The following is a 16,406-nucleotide window of genomic DNA, read 5'->3' on the forward strand; positions in this document are numbered from 1 at the left end:
CCCCCCCCCTCCCCCCCCCCCACCCCCACCCCCCCCCCCCCCCCCCCCCCCCTCCCCCCCCCCCCCCCCCCCCCCCCCCCCCCCCCCCCCCCCCCCCCCCCCGGGCCCGGCGGGCCGTGCGTCTCAGTCCTCGAAGGCCTCGGCGTGCCCCTTGGCGAGCAGCAGGTACATCTCGGCGTTCAGCTTGATGCCCTCCTTCTCCTCGTCGGTCAGGGGGCGGCGGATCTTCGCCGGGACGCCCGCGACCAGGGAGCCCGGCGGGATCTGCATCCCCTGCGGGACGAGCGCCTGGGCCGCGACCAGCGAGCCGGCGCCGATCCGGGCCCCGTTCAGGACCGTCGCGCCCATGCCGACGAGCACGTCGTCCTCGATCACGCAGCCGTGCACGGTCGCGTTGTGGCCGACGGTCACCCGGTCGCCGATCGAGACGGGGAAGCCCGGGTCGACGTGGACGGTGGAGTTGTCCTGGATGTTGGAGTCCTCGCCGACCGCGATGGGGCCGCAGTCCGCGCGCAGCACCGCGTGGTACCAGACGCTCGCGCGGGCGCCGAGCGTCACCTCGCCGAGCACCACGGAGGTCGGGGCGGTGAAGGCGGTCGGGTCGACCAGCGGCTCCTTGCCGCCCACACCCTTGATCAACGCCTCTGTCATGGTTCGCTCCTGATCGTCAGCCGTCGTGTCGCGCCCGCGGACACTCCCGGCCGCAGCCTATGCCGTGCCCATGACGGACATCACAGCGCACCGCACTGATCAGGCACGACGGCGCCGACTACGGTGGCCGGGTGCCCAGGAACAGAAACACGTTCTCCTCCCTCGCGGCCTGGCGGCGCCGGGTCCTGGCCCACGCCGTGCAGGGCGGCTGGCGCTGGGTCCAGCGGGCGGGCTCCGTCACCGCGGAGCACCCCGGGCGGCTGCGCTTCCGCAGGCTGGGCGCCGGCACCCGGCTCGCCTTCCCGCAGGGCACGGTCTTCGGCGAACCGTGGATCGAGATCGGCGAGTGCTGCATCATCGCCGAGCAGGTCACCCTCACGGCGGGCATGCTGCCGGACCTCGACCTCGGGCCGGACACCGTCCTGACCCTGGGCGACGGGGTCGTCCTCGGCCGGGGCAGCCACGTCATCGCCGACGCGCGGGTCTCCATCGGCTCGGACACCTACTGCGGTCCGTACGTGTACATCACCTCGACCAACCACAGCTACGACGACCCCGACGAGCCGGTCGGCCGCCAGTGGCCGCGCTCCGCGCCCGTCTCCATCGGCCCCGGCTGCTGGCTCGGCACCGGCGCCGTGATCCTGCCCGGCGCGCGGCTCGGCCGGAACGTGGTGGTCGCCGCCGGCGCCGTGGTGCGCGGGGAGGTCCCCGACCACTCGGTGGTCGCGGGCGCCCCGGCCCGGGTCGTCCGCAGCTGGGACCCGGAGAAGGGCTGGCAGCCGCCGCTGCGCACGCCCGCCCCCGTGCCCATCCCGGAGCACGTCACGCCCGAGCAGCTCGCGGCGCTGGCGGCCTGGGAGGCCGGGCGGACGGAGTCCACCGAGTCCGTGCCGTCCTGACCGGCCGGCCCCGCACCGGCTAGCCGGTGGCGAGGAGGACCGTGCCCACCAGGGCCAGGCCCGCCCCCGCCGCCTGCACCGCGCGCAGCCGTTCCTTGAGGACGCCGCGGGCCGCGAGCGCGGTGACGACGGGGTAGAGGCTGGCCAGCACCGCCGCCACGGTGACCGGACCCTGCTGGGCCGCGAGCGCGTACGTGCCGTTGGCGGCGACGTCGGCGAGGCCGACGAAGGCGAGGGCGGGCAGGGCCGCGCGGACGACCGCGGCGCCGCCCTCGGGGAGCGCCCGGCCGCCGCGCCGCACGGAGGCGAGGAGGGCGGCCCCGCCCACCAGGACGTTGGTCACGCGCTGGACGAACAGGGCGAGGAAGAGGCCGGTCACCGTGGTGGACGACTCGGAGATCAGGGCCATCACCGAGCCGAACCCGAAGGCGGCCAGCAGGGTCAGCAGGACCGCCTGGCGCCGGACGGGCGCGCCGCGCAGCTCGGGGCCGCCCGCCAGGACGACGCCGAGGACGGCCACGCCGATGCCGGCGAACTGGAGCAGCCCCGGGCGGTCGCCGACCAGCAGTCCCACGGAGACGGGGACGACCACGCCGAGCGAGCCGAGCGGGGAGACCACGCCCATGGGGCCGAGGGCGAGGGCCTTGTAGAAGGCGAGCATGGCCGCCGGGCCGACGACGCCGGCCCCGACCGCGTACCAGAGCTGCGGTCCCGCCTCGCTCCAGGCCCCGGTGGCGAGCACGACCGCTCCGAGGACGAGGACCGCGAGGACCTGGGAGACCACGACGACCGTGAGGGCGGGCATCCGGCGGGTGAGCAGTCCGCCGCCGAAGTCGGCGAGCCCCCAGAGCAGGCTGGTGGCCAGGGCGAACAGGGCGGTCATGGAAGCCTCGCAGTCGCGTACGGCAGGACGCAGTACAGTGCGGTGAACGATCGGGTACACCTCACCGTAGTTCAGTTCATTGAACTCTGTCATCCAGAATATTGGACGGAATGTGTCGGACCTCGACCAGCTCACGCAGTCGCTCGCCCGGAACCTGAAGCGCTGGCGCAAGGAGCGGGGCTTCACCCTGGACGCGCTCGCCGCACGGGCGGGGGTCAGCCGCGGGATGATCATCCAGATCGAGCAGGCCAGGACCAACCCCAGCGTGGGCACCACGGTGAAGCTGGCCGACGCCCTCGGCGTCTCCATCACCACCCTGCTCGACTACGAGCAGGGCCCCCAGGTCCGGCTGGTCCCGCCCGGCCAGGCCGTCCGCATGTGGTCCACCTCCACCGGCAGCCACACCACCCTGCTCGTCGGCACCGAGGCCCGCGGCCCCCTCGAACTCTGGTCCTGGACCCTCATGCCGGGCGACGGCAGCGCCTCCGACCCGCACCCCGACGGCACGACCGAGCTCCTGCACGTCACCGCCGGGATCCTCACCCTCGTCGTGGACGGCGAGGAACACACCCTGCCCGCCGGCACCTCCGCCGTCTTCGAGGCCAACGTGGCGCACGTCTACCGCAACGACGGCGACGCACCGGCCGAGATGACGATGGCCGTCTCCATCCCGCCCGTACGCTGAGACGAACGCCCGCGGCCCGGACCGGGGTTGTTAGCGTGGCGCCATGCGCGCACCCATCGGAGACTTCGACGACGCCCGGCCCGCCCCCGACCGCCTCGACCTGCTGACCGGCCCCGTCGCGGCCGCCGTCCGCGCCTGGACGGGGCCCGTCCCGGCCGACCGGCTGCTCTACGTGGACACCGACCCGGCCATCGCCGACACCGCCGACTTCGTCGCGCACCACGGCGCCGACCTGCTCGACGCCTCCGCCAACTGCGTGGTGGTCGCGGGCAGGCGCGGCGAGACGACGACCCTGGCCGCCTGCGTCGTGAAGTCCGCGACCCGGGTCGACGTCAACGGGGTCGTGCGCAAGCACCTCGGGGCGCGCAAGGCGTCCTTCGCCCCGATGGACGCCGCCACCGGGGAGACCGGCATGGAGTACGGCGGCATCACCCCGGTCGGGCTCCCCGCCGACTGGCCCCTGCTCGTCGACGCAGCCGTCCTGGACACCGAGTGGGTCCTCATCGGCAGCGGGCGACGCCGCGGCAAGCTCATCCTGCCCGGCAAGGCCTTCGCCCAACTGCCGGGCGCGGTCGTCCTGGAGGGCCTCGGCGTCCCGGTCGGCTGACCCGCCCCGGCCCCGTACGGCGACGGCCCCGCCGCGCGCCTCCCGGGCGCCGGCGGGGCCGTCCGCGCGCGGTTCAGCCGAGGCGCGGGATCTCGATCGCGGGGCAGCGGTCCATCACCATGTCGAGACCGGCGGCGCGGGTCCGCGCACAGGCCTCGTCGTCGACGACGTCCAGCTGGAACCAGACCGCCTTGGCGCCGATCGCGACCGCCTCGTCGGCGATGCCGCCCGCCTGGTCGCTGTTGACGAACACGTCGACGACGTCGACGGGGAACGGGATGTCGGCCAGGGACGCGTAGCCCTGCTCGCCGTGGACCGTCTCCGCCTTGGGGTGGACCGGGACGATCCGCTTCCCGAAGCGCTGGAGCACGGCCGCCACGCCGTACGCGGCCCGCGCCCGGTTGGACGAGAGCCCCACGACGGCCCAGGTGTCGCCCGTGGACGTGAGGATCCGCCGTACCGTCTCCGCGGTGGAGGAGCCGGTCGGCTCGCTGGTCGTGGTGTCGACGCTCATCTTCTCTGCTGCCTCTCCTCGGCGCGGCCCGTCCACGAGGAGAACGAGCCGCGCGGCGCGGTGATTCCCGGCGGACGCCTCAGGCGCCCCAGGCGAGCCGTTCGGCCTCGCGCGGGGCCTCCACGAGGGACGGAGCACCCGGGCCGAAGGTCATCACCGGGCGGGTCGCGTCCCAGCCGCGCCAGCCCGGGTCGCCGGTCGCGGCGAAGGCCACCCAGGCGGCGTGCATCGCCGTCGCCAGCTCCCGCGGCGCGTCCGGACCCGTCAGGGCGCGGGTGTCCGGCAGACCGAGCGTGTCGAAGACGAAACCCAGCTCCAGCGCGTGGCAGGCGCCGAGGCCGAGGACGGGGGAGCGCCAGCCGAACTCGTAGAAGTGCGTGCGGCCGGGCGCCCCGGCGCGCAGGCGGGCGTCCGCGAGCCGGTTCAGCGGGACCCGGAGCAGCTTGTCCGTGGCGATCGCGCCGAGCACCTCGCCCGGCTTCTCCCCCGCCCGCCCCGCCCGGTACACCCGCGCCGTCCGCGACGGCACCTTCGTCCTCCACAGCAACAGCCGCTGGGCGAGGGCGCCGATCCGGTCCACGACGCCGCCGGGCACGAACCAGAGCCGGTACTCCTCGGTGGTCGTCCCCATCAGGACGTCCACGCCGTCCGAGGCCCCGGCCGCGAGCGCCTCGGCCGGATCGCGCGGCAGGACCTCGCCGTCCACGGCGATCCGGAAGGAGTGGCCGCCGGTCAGCGGCGAGCCCTTGCCGGTCACCTCGGTCTGCGCCGCGAGCAGCCGCTCCCGGTCCACCCGCCCGAACGCCTCCGCCGTCGCCGGCACCCCGAGCCGCGCCGCCACCGCCTCGGTGGTCCGGCGCGCCCCGGCGAGCGGCAGCGCCATCGGTGCCCCGCTCTGCAGCACCGCCCGCCGGAACAGTCCCTCCGCGAGCGGCGAGGCGAGGAGCGCCGCGATCGAGATCGCCCCCGCAGACTCGCCGAACACCGTCACCCGCTCCGGGTCGCCGCCGAACGCCGCGACGTTCTCCCGCACCCAGGTGAGCGCGGCGATCTGGTCGCGCAGCCCCAGGTTGGCGGGGGCATCGGGGAAGACCCCGAACCCCTCGACGCCCAGCCGGTAGTTGAGCGAGACGAGTACCACGCCGTCGCGGGCGAAGGCGGTGCCGTCGTACACCGGGACCGACGAGGAGCCGTGGACCAGCGACCCGCCGTGGATCCAGACCATCACCGGCCGGCCGCCCTCCGCCACGGCGTCGTCAGAGGGCCCCGCAGTGCCCCACGGAGCCCACACGTTCAGGTTGAGACAGTCCTCGCCCGCGACCTCGGGGTCGGGCAGCAACGCGTCGAGCGGAGGCGCGTAGGGCCGTTTCGGCGCCGTCGGCCCGAACGCCGTGGCCTCCCGCACCCCCTCCCAGGCCGCTTCCGGCTCCGGCGCCCGGAACCGCAGCGCGCCCACGGGCGGCCGTGCGTAGGGGACGCCGAGGAAGGCGGCCACGCCGTCCTCCAGGGAGCCGCGCAGAGCGCCGGCGCGCGTCCGGACCTCGGGGGGTGCCTGCTCCGGCATCGCTTCGGGCCTTTCTCGGGGCGACGGGAAGGGGACGACGGGACCGGGACGACGCGAGGGGTCGCCGGGAGGGGACGGTACGCGCACGGCTCAGCCCCCCGACACCAGCGCGCGCTTGAGGACCTTGCCGGTGGGGCCGAGCGGCAGCGCGTCGACGAAGCGCACGATCCGGGGGTACTTGTGGCGGCCCAGCCGCTCGCGGGACCAGTCCACGAGCGCGTCCGCGGTGAGCGGGGAGCCGTCCCGGCGGACCACCACCGCGCAGACCTCCTCGCCCTTCTCCTCGTCGGGGACGCCGATCACCGCGACCTCGGCGACCGACGGGTGGCGGACGAGGACCTCCTCGACCTCGCGCGGGTAGATGTTGAACCCGCCGCGGATCACCAGGTCCTTCTTGCGGTCCACGATCCGCAGGAAGCCGTCCTCGTCGCGGGCGCCGAGGTCGCCGGTGCGGAACCAGCCGTCCACGACCGCGGCCGCCGTCGCCGCCGGGTCGTCGAGGTACCCGGCGAAGACGTTGTGCCCGCGCACCACGACCTCGCCCACCTCGCCGTCGGCGAGCAGCCGGACCTCCCCGTCGAGGGCCGCGTCCGCGACGCCCACCTCGACCCCCCACACCGGGTGCCCGACCGTCCCCGGCCGGCGGCCCAGGTGGGGCTGGTTGAAGGTGGCCACCGGCGAGGTCTCCGTCAGGCCGTACCCCTCCAGGACCTGCGTGCGGAAGGCGTCCTCGAAGCGCTCCAGGACCGCGACCGGCAGCGCAGCACCGCCCGACACGGCGGCGCGCAGGGCCGTCGGCCGCAGCTCCGACCCCGCCGCCGCCTCCACCAGGGCGTGGTACATCGTCGGCACCCCCATGAAGACCGTCACCCCCTCGTCGGCGAGGATCCGCAGTGCGGCGGGACCCGTGAAGCGGGGCATGAGGACGAGCGTCGCGCCCTGCCGCAGGGTGCCGTTCATCGCGCACGTCTGGCCGTAGCTGTGGAAGAGCGGCAGACAGCCGAGGACCACGTCGCCCTCGCCGAGGCCGAGGAGGTCCTGCGCGGTCACGGAGGCGTTCATGACGATGTTGAGATGGGTCAGCAGGGCGCCCTTGGGACGGCCCGTCGTCCCGCTCGTGTAGAGGACCACCGCGACCGCGCCCGGCTCCGACGGCTCCGGCGCGGCCAGCGGCCCGGCCCCCGACGGAGCCCCCTGGAAGGCCCGCACCCCGGCGGCCCGCGCCGCCTCGTCGGCCACCGCCCACAGCGGCCCGCCGCTGACGATCCCGACCGCGCCGCTGTGCTCCAGGACGTACCGCACCTCGTCGGCGACGAGCAGCGCGTGCACCGGCACGACCGTCGCGCCGGCGGCGAGCGCCCCGTAGTACACGCGCAGGAACTCGACGGTGTTCGGCAGCAGCACGGCGAGCCGGTCGCCCGGCTTCACCCCGGCCTCCCGCAGCCCCGCGGCGCACCGCAGCGCCTCCGTCCACAGCTCCCCGTAGGTGAGCCGGGTGGCCCCCTCGACGACCGCGATCCGGTCGGGGAAGTGACGGGCGGACTCGCCCAGCACACCGGCGACGCTCAGTGACATGACACGCTCCAGGGACACGGAGCCGAGCGGCGCCTCGCACACCGCTCCGGGGAGCGGGCCGACGGCGCCGTCGACCATCGGCTGACACGGCTCAGACTCCGCCGCCACCCCGTCCGCACGCCATGTGCAGACGCCCACCATGTGACGGACCGAGCTGGGCAGCGGCCCCACCGTCCGGCCCGACCCGTGGCATCCGCCAAATTCCGGCGTTACCGTGCGAGCCATGACGCACAGCCCGGCCGTGCCCGGCGAGCCCCCAGGGGCGCGCTCCGGCGGAAGCCACACCCCCCTCGGCGGCGCCGGAGGCTCCGGCGCCCTCCGCCGGTCCCTCGCCACGGCCATGCTCGGCGAGGTCGACCGGCTCACCGACCGCGCCGTCGACGACATCCGCGCCCACTCCGGTACGTACGCCTCCGGGGCCCCCGTCACCCGCGAGGACCTCTGGGAGATCTGCCGCGACAACCTCATCCGCGCCCTGGAGGACTTCGGCGGCCTGGAGGCAACCGGCGGCGACTTCGAGTGGGCGGCCCGCGAGACCGGCCGCCGCCGCGCCGAACAGGGCGTGCCGCTCGACACCGTGCTCCAGGCCTACCGGCGCGGCGGCCGCATCCTCTGGCAGGTCATGGCCGAGCACCTGCGCGTCCGGGCCGGACGGGGCTCCGACAGCCGGGACATCGAACTCGACATGGCCGGCGGCGTCTGGGAGACCATCGACCGCTTCTCGGTCGCCATGGCCGACGCGTACCGGATCGCCCAGCTGGAGCTCCAGAGCCGCCAGGACACCCGTCGCGTCGCGCTCTTCGAGGCCCTGCTCGACGGCCGCGCCGACGACCCGGCCGTCGCCTCGGCGGCCGCTGCCGCGCTCGGCGTCCCGGCGGCCGACCGGTACGTGGTCGTCGTCGCCGCCCAGGACCCCGCCGCCCCGCCGCACCTCGCGCCGGTCCTCGACGCCCACGGCCTGTGGTCCTTCTGGCGGCCGCGCTCCGGCCGGTACGCCGGGATCGTCCGGCTGCCCCGCCGCGTCACGCCCCCCGGCCGGGCCGCGCCCGGCGCCGGCGGCCCGGCCGACCCCGTGGCGTCCGGGCTGCTCACGGCCCTGCGCGAGCGGACCGGCGTGACCGCCGGCGTCTCCCCGGAGTTCGAGCGGCTCTCCCAGGCCGGCCGCGCCCTGCGCCTCGCCGAACAGACCCTGCGCACCCTGCGGGCCGGCAGCGGCGAGGTCGCCGGCTTCGACGCCCGGCTCGCCGAGGTCCTCCTCAGCGGCCGCACCGACATCGCCGAGCGGATCGTCACCGTCCACCTCGGGCCCGTCCTCGCCACCGGCGGAGAACGGGCCGCGCTCCTCACCACCCTGCGCGCCTGGCTCGACCACGGCTGCTCGGCCTCCCGCGCCGCGGAACAGCTCTACTGCCACCGCAACACCGTCCTCAACCGCATCGGGCGCATCGCCGAGCTCACCGGCCGCTCCAGCGAGTCCGGCGAGGCCCGGCTCGGCTGGGCACTGGCCCTGCGCGCCCTGCCCTACGCCGGCCGCACCGCCGCCCCCGCACCGGCCCCGGGAGAACGACGGAGCGACGGAACGTAGGCTGGCCGGATGCAGGAGCAGTACCGCACCCTCGCCCGCGAGGGCGTGCACGAGACCGAGGTCAACCGCTCGCGCTTCCTCTGCGCGCTGGCACCCGTCGCCGACGAGCGGGAGGCGCAGGAGTTCGTCGCCCGCGTCCGCCGCGAGCACCCCACCGCCACCCACAACTGCTTCGCGTACGTCCTCGGCGCCGACGCCTCCGTCCAGAAGGCCGCCGACGACGGCGAGCCCGGCGGCACCGCCGGCGTCCCCATGCTCCAGATGCTGCTGCGCCGCGAGATGCGGTACGTCGTCGCCGTCGTCACCCGCTACTACGGCGGCGTGAAGCTCGGCGCCGGCGGCCTCATCCGCGCCTACGGCGGCGCGGTCGGCGAGGCGCTCGACGCCCTCGGCACCGTGACCCGCCGGCGCTACCGGCTCGCCACCGTCACCGTCGACCACCAGCGGGCGGGCAAGCTGGAGAACGACCTGCGCGCCACCGGCCGGGCCGTCCGCGACGTCCGCTACGCCGACGCCGTCACCCTGGAGATCGGCCTCCCCGACTCCGACGTCCCCGCCTTCCGCGCCTGGCTCGCCGACGCGACCGCCGGCACGGCCACCGTCGAACTCGGCGGGGAGGCGTACGGCGACGGGTGAGGGCCACGGCCACCGGCGGGCGCTCGGGCGACCGGTGAGGCGTCCGGCCCCGCGCGGGCCGGGAGCCGTCCCTCTTCCCGCGGGCCCGGTGTGAGACGCCCCACCCGCCCGCCCCGCCACCCGGACCGCCCCGCCCGCCCACACCCCTTGTCCGGCGCGTGACCGCGGTGCGCCACCGCCCCGGCGCCGGTTTCCCGGACGGCCCCAGCCACCCCGTCCGCCGGGATAGCGTGGAGGCCGCACGGAACGGAACGAGCGGACGGGAGCGGCGCACATGCGGGGTGGAACGGCATCGTGAGGCTCCTGCACACCTCGGACTGGCATCTCGGCCGGTCCTTCCACCGGGTCGGTCTCCTCGACGCCCAGGCCGCGTTCCTCGACCACCTCGTGGCGACCGTCCACGCGCACGACGTCGACGCCGTCCTCGTCGCCGGCGACGTGTACGACCGGGCCGTCCCGCCGCTGCCCGCCGTCGAACTCTTCGACACCGCCCTGCACCGCCTCGCCGACGCGGGCGTCCCCACCGTCATGATCTCCGGCAACCACGACTCCGCCCGCCGCCTCGGCGTCGGCGCGGGGCTCATCCGGTGGGCCGGCATCCACCTCCGCACCGACCCCGACGGCATCGGCACCCCGGTCGTCCTCGCCGACGGACACGGCGACGTCGCCCTCTACGGCCTGCCCTACCTCGAACCCGCCCTCGTCCGCGACCGGCTCGGCGCCGAGAAGGCCGGCCACGAGGCCGTGCTCGGCGCCGCGATGGACCGGGTCCGCGCCGACCTCGCGACCCGGCCCGCCGGCACCCGCTCGGTCGTCCTCGCCCACGCCTTCGTCGCCGGCGGCGCGGCCAGCGACAGCGAGCGGGACATCACCGTCGGCGGGGTCTCCGCCGTGCCCGCCGGCGTCTTCGACGGCGTCGACTACGTGGCCCTCGGCCACCTCCACGGCAGTCAGACCCTCACCCCGCGCGTCCGCTACTCCGGCTCACCCCTCGCGTACTCCTTCTCCGAGGCCGACCACCGCAAGACGATGTGGCTGATCGACCTCGGCGAGGACGGCGCGATCACCGACGCCGTACGCCTGGACTGCCCCGTCCCGCGCCCCCTCGCCAGGATCCGCGGCCGGCTCGACGACCTCCTCGCCGACCCCGCGCTCACCCCGCACGAACAGGCGTGGGTCGAGGCCACCCTCACCGACCCCGTCCGGCCGGCCGAGCCCATGAACCGGCTCACCGAGCGCTTCCCGCACACCCTCCACCTCGTCTTCGACCCCGAGCGGACCGCCGGCGACGACGGCGCCTCCTACGCCCAGCGGCTCCGCGACCGCAGCGACCGGCAGATCGCGGAGGACTTCGTGGCCCACGTCCGCGGCGGAGCGACCCTCGACGGCGCCGAACGCGCCGTCCTCTACGGGGCGTTCGACGACGTGCGCGTCGACACGGCCGAACGGGAGGCGGACCGGTGAGGCTGCACCGACTGGAGATCACCGCGTTCGGGCCCTTCGGCACCACGCAGTCCGTCGACTTCGACGCCCTGTCCTCGGCGGGGCTCTTCCTCCTCCACGGACCGACCGGCGCGGGCAAGACCTCCGTCCTGGACGCCGTCTGCTTCGCCCTGTACGGCAGCGTCCCCGGCGTCCGCCAGGCCCCCGGCACCACCCTGCGCAGCGACCACGCCCCCGCCGGCACCCCCACCGAGGTCCTGCTCGACCTCACCGTCGGGGAGCGGCGGCTGGAGATCACCCGGCGGCCCGCCCAGCAGCGGCCCAAGAAGCGCGGCGGCGGCTTCACCACCGAGAAGGCCCAGACCTGGCTGCGCGCGTACGACCACGCCACCGGGGAGTGGACCGGCCTCAGCCGCTCCCACCAGGAGACGGGGGAGGAGATCACCCAGCTCGTCGGCATGAGCCGCGAACAGTTCTGCCAGGTCGTCCTGCTCCCGCAGGGCGACTTCGCGAAGTTCCTCCGCGCCGACGCCGAGGCCCGCGGCCGCCTCCTCGGACGGCTCTTCGACACCCGCCGGTTCGCCGCCGTCGAGGAGCGGCTCGCCGACCTGCGCCGCGCCGCGCTCCAGCAGGTGGAGCAGGGCGACGGACGGCTCCTCGCCCTCACCCAGCGCATGACGCAGGCCGCGAGCGGGCTCGACGCCGCCCGCACCCCCGTCGAGGGACGGCCCGGCGAACCCGGCCTCGCCGACGCCGCCCTGGCCTGGGCCGCCGTCGCCCGCACCGAGGCCCGCGAGGCCCTCGACATCGCCGGGGTGCGGTGCGCCGCCGCCGAGACCGCCCAGGCCGCCGCGCGCGCCTGCCTCGACGCCGAGAACGACCTCGCCGCCCGCCAGGCCCGGCACGCCGACGCGCTCCGCCGCCACGAACACCTCACGGCCAAGACCCCCGAGCGCGACCGTCACCAGGCCGCGCTCGACCGCGGCCTCAAGGCCGACCGCGTGGCCCCCGCCCTCGGCCTGCGCCGCGACGCCCAACGCGAGCACGCCATGGCGCACGCCGCCCGCGACCGCTCCCGAGCCCTGCTGCCCCCGGACCTCGGCGACGCCGGGGCCGAGCACCTCTCGGCGCTCGAACGCCGCCTCCGCGAGGACCTCGGCGGCCTCGAGGCCGCCCGCCGAGCCGAGCGCCGCGCCTCCGTGATCGCCGACGAGCGCACCGTCCTGGCCCGCGAGGCCCGCGCCGACGAGGACGCCCTCCTGGACGCCGCGGGCTGGCTCGCCGGCTGGGAGCCGCGCCGCGCCGGACTCGTCGAGCGCGTCGAGGCCGCGACGGACGCCGCCGCCCGCGCCGAACACCTCGCCGGACGGCTGGAGCCCGCGCGCCGCCGGCTCGCCGCCGCCCGGCGCCGGGACGCCCTCGCCGACTCCACCCGGGCGGCCGAGGCCCGCCTCGCCGACGCCCGCGAGCTCCGCAACACCGCTCACGAGCGCTGGCTCGACGTCAAGTCCCGCCGTCTGGAGGGCATCGCGGCCGAACTCGCGGTCACCCTCGCCGACGGCGACCCGTGCCAGGTCTGCGGCTCCACCGCCCACCCGGCCCCCGCCCGCACCACCGCCGGACACGTCGACCGCGCCACGGAGGACGCCGCCTACGCGGCGTACACCGCGGCCGAGGAGACCCGCAACGCCGCCGAACGCGAGGTCGCCGCCGCCGGGGAAGCCTGGTCCGCGGCCCGCGCCGAGGTCCTCGCGCCGCCCACCGGGGCCGACCGCGACGGCGCCGCGACGGCCCCGGACGGCGCGCCCGAACCCTCCGTCGCCGACCTGGCCGACGAGGTCGGGGAGCTGGCGCGGCTGCACGCCGAGGCGCACGCGCTGGCCGGGCAGACGCACGGCGCGCGGGAGGCGCTCGCGCGGGCGGAGCGGGAGCACGAGGAGCGGGCGGGCGCGCAGCGGGAGGCCGAGCGGCGGGTCGCCGCGAGGACCTCGCGGCGCGAGGCGCTGGACCGCGAGCAGACGGCGCTGGACGAGGAACTCGCCCGGGGCCGCGGCACGTTCGCCTCGGTGGCCGAGCACGCCACCGTCCTGGAGCGGCGGATCGCCCTCCTGGTCGACGCCGCCGGGGCCGTACGCTCCGCCGAACTCGCCGCCCAGCGGCTCAAGGAGGCCGACGACCGGCTCGCCGACGCCGCCTACCGCGCCGGCTTCACCACACCGGAGGAGGCCGCCGGCGCGCTGCTCGACGAGCGGGAGCGCCGCGACCTCCAGCACCGCGTGGACGCCTGGCGGGCCGAGGCCGCCGCGGTCGCCGACCGGCTCTCCGAGCCCGGCACCGAAGAGGCCGCCGCCCTCCCGCCCGCCGACCCCGCCGCGGCACAGGCCGCCCACACGGCGGCGGAGCGGGCCCTGCGCACGGCCGCGTCCGCGCTGTCGGCCGCGGGGGAGCGGGCCACCGGGCTGACCGCCCTCTCCCGGGAGGCCGCCGCCGAGGTCCGCCGACTGGGACCGCTGCGCGAGGAGTACGACCGGGTGGCCCGGCTCGCCGGGCTCACCGCGGGGACCTCCGCCGAGAACGAGCGCCGGATGCGCCTGGAGTCGTACGTCCTGGCCGCCCGGCTCGAACAGGTCGCCGCGGCGGCGACCGCCCGGCTCCAGCGGATGTCCGGGGGCCGCTACACGCTCGTCCACTCCGACGCGCGCTCCGGCGGCAAGCGGGCGGGCCTCGGGCTGCACGTCGTGGACGCCTGGACCGGCAACGAGCGGGACACCGCCACCCTCTCCGGCGGCGAGACGTTCTTCGCCTCGCTCGCCCTGGCGCTGGGCCTCGCCGACGTCGTCACGGACGAGGCCGGCGGCATCCGGCTCGACACCCTCTTCATCGACGAGGGGTTCGGCAGCCTCGACGAGCAGACCCTCGACGAGGTGCTCGACGTCCTCGACTCGCTGCGCGAACGCGACCGCAGCGTCGGCATCGTCAGCCACGTGGGCGACCTGCGCCGCCGCGTCCCGGCCCAACTGGAGGTCGTCAAGGCGCGGCACGGCTCGGCCGTGCGGATGCGGACCGGTGCGGAGGCGCTCAGCGGCTGACGGAGCGCCGGGCCAGCGGTGAGGAGTAGACGACGCTCGTCGTCACCGAGCCGAGCGTGGAGATCTTCCCGGTGATCTCCTCCAGGTGCCGCATGGAGCGGGCGGTGACCTTCAGCACGAAGCAGTCGTCCCCGGTGACGTGGTGCGCCTCCAGGATCTCCGTGGTGGCGTCGAGCAGGTCGTGGAAGGGCTTGTAGTTGCCGTGCGGGTAGCGCAGCCGCACGAAGGCGAGGATCGGCATGCCCAGCCGTTCCTGGTCCACGATCGCCGTGTACCCGGCGATCACCCCCGCCTCCTCCAGGCGCCGTACCCGCTCGGTCACCGCGGACGGTGACATCGAGACGGCGCGGGCCAGTTCGGCGAAGCTGGCGCGGCCGTCGCTCTGCAGCGCCTCCAGGATGCGCCAGTCGGTGGCGTCCGGGGTGTCATCATGGCTCATGACCCCGACTCTGCAGGGGAATCCCCGGCCGATCAAGGAATCGGCCGGGGATTCTCACCATGCGGAAGAGTGTCCGCGGCGCCGTGCGTCAGAGGCGCGACAGCTCGTCGACCAGGTCGTCGAGGCCCAGCGGCCCCTGCGAGAGCGCCGCCATGTGCCAGGCCTTCGCGTCGAAGGCGTCGCCGTGCGCCGCCATCGCGTTGGCGCGGCCGAGCAGCCAGGCGCGCTCGCCCAGCTTGTAGCCGATCGCCTGGCCGGGCATCGAGAGGTAGCGCGTCATCTCGCTCTCCACGAAGGCCGCCGGACGGCTGCTGTGCAGCTGGAAGAACTCCTGGGCGAGCTCCGGGGTCCACGTCTCGCCGGGGCGGAACGGGGAGTCCGCCGGGATGTCGAGGCCGAGGTGCATGCCGATGTCCACGATGACGCGACACGCGCGCATCATCTGGCCGTCGAGGTAGCCGAGGCGCCGCTCCGCGTCCGGCAGGAAGCCCAGTTCGTCCATCAGCCGCTCCGCGTAGAGCGCCCAGCCCTCCACGTTGGCGCTGACCTTGCCGAGCGTGGCCTGGTAGCGGGAGAGCCGGTCGGCGACGTGCACCCACTGCGCGATCTGCAGGTGGTGGCCGGGAACGCCCTCGTGGTACCAGGTCGACACCAGGTCGTACACCGGGAAGCGGGTGGTGCCGTCGACCGGCAGCCAGGTGCGGCCCGGGCGCGAGAAGTCCTCGGACGGCCCCGTGTAGTAGGGGGCCGCCGCGCCGCCGGGCGGGGCGATCCGGGACTCCACCCGCCGGACGCGGTCGGCGAGTTCGAAGTGGGTGCCGTCGAGCGCCTCGATGGCCTCGTCCATCAGGCCCTGGAGCCAGACGCGGACCTCCTCCGTGCCCTCGATGTGCGTGCCGTGCTCGTCGAGGTGGGCGAGCGCCTCCCAGGGGCCCGCGCCGGGCAGGATCCGCTCGGCCTCGCCGCGCATCTCCGCGAGCAGCCGGTGGTACTCCGTCCAGCCGTACGCGTACGCCTGGTCGAGGTCCAGGTCGGTGCCGTTGAAGTACCGGGTCCAGCGCTGGTACCGCTCGCGGCCCACCGTGTCCGACGCGTCGGCGACGGCGGGCGCGTAGACGTCGCGCATCCAGTCCCGCAGCGCGGCGACGGCGCCGGTGGCGTCCTTGCCGGCCGCCGCGAGCTCGGCACGGAGCCCGGCGGGCAGCGTGTCGGGACCGGAGGCGGCGAACTCCTCGAACCAGCCCGCCTTCGCGGCCGGTCCGCCCGACCACTCGGTGAGCTGTCCGATGAAGGTGGCGGTGGGGCGCGGACCGCCGTGGAGCTTGCGCTCCAGGCCCAGTTCGAGGGAGGAGCGGTACCCCTCCAGGGCCGCGGGGACGGCGCGCAGCCGGCTGGCCACCGCTGTCCAGTCCTCCTCGGTCTCGGTGGGCATCACCGTGAACACGATCCGGACGCTGTGCGCGGGGGAGCGCATGTTGCTGACCGCGCAGAGGCCCTCCTCGGCCTCGTGGACGGCGAGTTCCGCCGTCAGGCGCTCGCGCAGCAGGCGGGCGCAGCGGCGCTCGGCCTCGTCGTCCGCGCCGGGAGCGCGCTCCGCCTCGTCGAGGCGGGCGAGGGTGCGGCGTGCGAGGTCGGCGACGGCCCGCTGCCCGGCGGGCGAGAAGTCGGGCAGCAGTCCGGCGCTCTCCTTGACTCCCAGGTACGTTCCGGTGATCGGGTCGAGGGCGATGAGTGCGTCGACGTGATCGTCGGCGACCTGGCGGGGCAGCGCGCTGCTGGAAGTCTCTGGCATGGGGGTCATCCTGGCGCCTGGGACGGGCCCGCGTCACCCTCGTC

At 75.9% G+C, this 16,406-nt stretch carries 14 protein-coding genes; 7 read left to right on the plus strand and 7 right to left on the minus strand.

Annotation, left to right across the window (positions count from 1 at the left end; genetic code table 11):
* Positions 1-123: 123 nt before the first annotated feature.
* Positions 124-651: a gamma carbonic anhydrase family protein gene (locus tag ACZ60W_RS28055; RefSeq protein WP_469758161.1), complete on the minus strand. Its 528-nt coding sequence runs from the start codon at positions 649-651 to the stop codon at positions 124-126.
* A gap of 131 nt (positions 652-782) precedes the next feature.
* Between ACZ60W_RS28055 and ACZ60W_RS28060 the strand changes: the two genes are divergently transcribed.
* Positions 783-1,550 (plus strand): acyltransferase, encoded by a 768-nt coding sequence (locus tag ACZ60W_RS28060; protein ID WP_469758162.1) that lies wholly within the window; start codon positions 783-785, stop codon positions 1,548-1,550.
* A 19-nt stretch (positions 1,551-1,569) separates the two neighbouring features.
* Here the strand turns inward: ACZ60W_RS28060 and ACZ60W_RS28065 are convergent, their stop codons facing one another.
* Positions 1,570-2,433 (minus strand): EamA family transporter, encoded by an 864-nt coding sequence (locus ACZ60W_RS28065; protein ID WP_469758163.1) that lies wholly within the window; start codon positions 2,431-2,433, stop codon positions 1,570-1,572.
* Between the two features lie 112 nt (positions 2,434-2,545).
* On the opposite strand from ACZ60W_RS28065, the gene ACZ60W_RS28070 reads away from it, so the two are divergent.
* Together ACZ60W_RS28070 and ACZ60W_RS28075 are read left to right on the plus strand one after the other, a co-directional pair.
* Complete coding sequence (locus ACZ60W_RS28070; RefSeq protein ID WP_469758164.1) at positions 2,546-3,118, plus strand: helix-turn-helix domain-containing protein; 573 nt, start codon at positions 2,546-2,548, stop codon at positions 3,116-3,118.
* Positions 3,119-3,161: 43 nt separating this feature from the next.
* On the plus strand, positions 3,162-3,725 hold the full coding sequence (locus ACZ60W_RS28075; RefSeq protein WP_469758165.1) for a YbaK/EbsC family protein: 564 nt from the start codon (positions 3,162-3,164) through the stop codon (positions 3,723-3,725).
* A 73-nt stretch (positions 3,726-3,798) separates the two neighbouring features.
* On the opposite strand, the gene ACZ60W_RS28080 is transcribed toward ACZ60W_RS28075, so the two are convergent.
* From ACZ60W_RS28080 to ACZ60W_RS28090, 3 genes are all read right to left on the minus strand, one after another.
* Positions 3,799-4,239 carry a CoA-binding protein gene (locus tag ACZ60W_RS28080; RefSeq protein ID WP_469758166.1) on the minus strand — a complete coding sequence of 147 codons (441 nt, stop codon included), beginning with the start codon at positions 4,237-4,239 and terminating at the stop codon, positions 3,799-3,801.
* Positions 4,240-4,318: 79 nt separating this feature from the next.
* Positions 4,319-5,803, minus strand: a complete 1,485-nt coding sequence (locus ACZ60W_RS28085) for a carboxylesterase/lipase family protein (RefSeq protein ID WP_469758167.1) — start codon at positions 5,801-5,803, stop codon at positions 4,319-4,321.
* 90 nt (positions 5,804-5,893) lie between these two features.
* A complete protein-coding gene (locus ACZ60W_RS28090) occupies positions 5,894-7,378 on the minus strand; it encodes a long-chain-fatty-acid--CoA ligase (RefSeq protein WP_469758168.1) in 1,485 nt (494 codons plus the stop codon).
* Positions 7,379-7,601: 223 nt separating this feature from the next.
* On the opposite strand from ACZ60W_RS28090, the gene ACZ60W_RS28095 reads away from it, so the two are divergent.
* From ACZ60W_RS28095 to ACZ60W_RS28110, 4 genes are all read left to right on the plus strand, one after another.
* Entirely contained in the window at positions 7,602-8,963 is a 1,362-nt protein-coding gene (locus tag ACZ60W_RS28095) for a PucR family transcriptional regulator (RefSeq protein WP_469758169.1), read from the plus strand.
* Between the two features lie 9 nt (positions 8,964-8,972).
* Positions 8,973-9,599: a YigZ family protein gene (locus ACZ60W_RS28100; RefSeq protein ID WP_469758170.1), complete on the plus strand. Its 627-nt coding sequence runs from the start codon at positions 8,973-8,975 to the stop codon at positions 9,597-9,599.
* Between the two features lie 294 nt (positions 9,600-9,893).
* Entirely contained in the window at positions 9,894-11,063 is a 1,170-nt protein-coding gene (locus ACZ60W_RS28105; RefSeq protein ID WP_469758171.1) for an exonuclease SbcCD subunit D, read from the plus strand.
* Positions 11,060-14,131, plus strand: a complete 3,072-nt coding sequence (locus ACZ60W_RS28110) for an AAA family ATPase (RefSeq protein ID WP_469758172.1) — start codon at positions 11,060-11,062, stop codon at positions 14,129-14,131. Before ACZ60W_RS28105 ends, ACZ60W_RS28110 begins: the two co-directional genes overlap by 4 nt.
* Here ACZ60W_RS28110 and ACZ60W_RS28115 read toward each other — a convergent pair.
* Both ACZ60W_RS28115 and ACZ60W_RS28120 read right to left on the minus strand, forming a co-directional pair.
* The gene (locus ACZ60W_RS28115) at positions 14,121-14,570 is read right to left on the minus strand and encodes an Lrp/AsnC family transcriptional regulator (RefSeq protein WP_469758173.1); all 450 of its coding nucleotides are present in this window, start codon (positions 14,568-14,570) and stop codon (positions 14,121-14,123) included. The two genes, ACZ60W_RS28110 and ACZ60W_RS28115, sit on opposite strands and share 11 nt — an antisense overlap.
* An 88-nt stretch (positions 14,571-14,658) precedes the next feature.
* Complete coding sequence (locus tag ACZ60W_RS28120) at positions 14,659-16,362, minus strand: DUF885 domain-containing protein (RefSeq protein ID WP_469758174.1); 1,704 nt, start codon at positions 16,360-16,362, stop codon at positions 14,659-14,661.
* Between the last annotated feature and the right edge of the window lie 44 nt (positions 16,363-16,406).

The organism is Streptomyces sp. NPDC104202, from assembly GCF_055584185.1.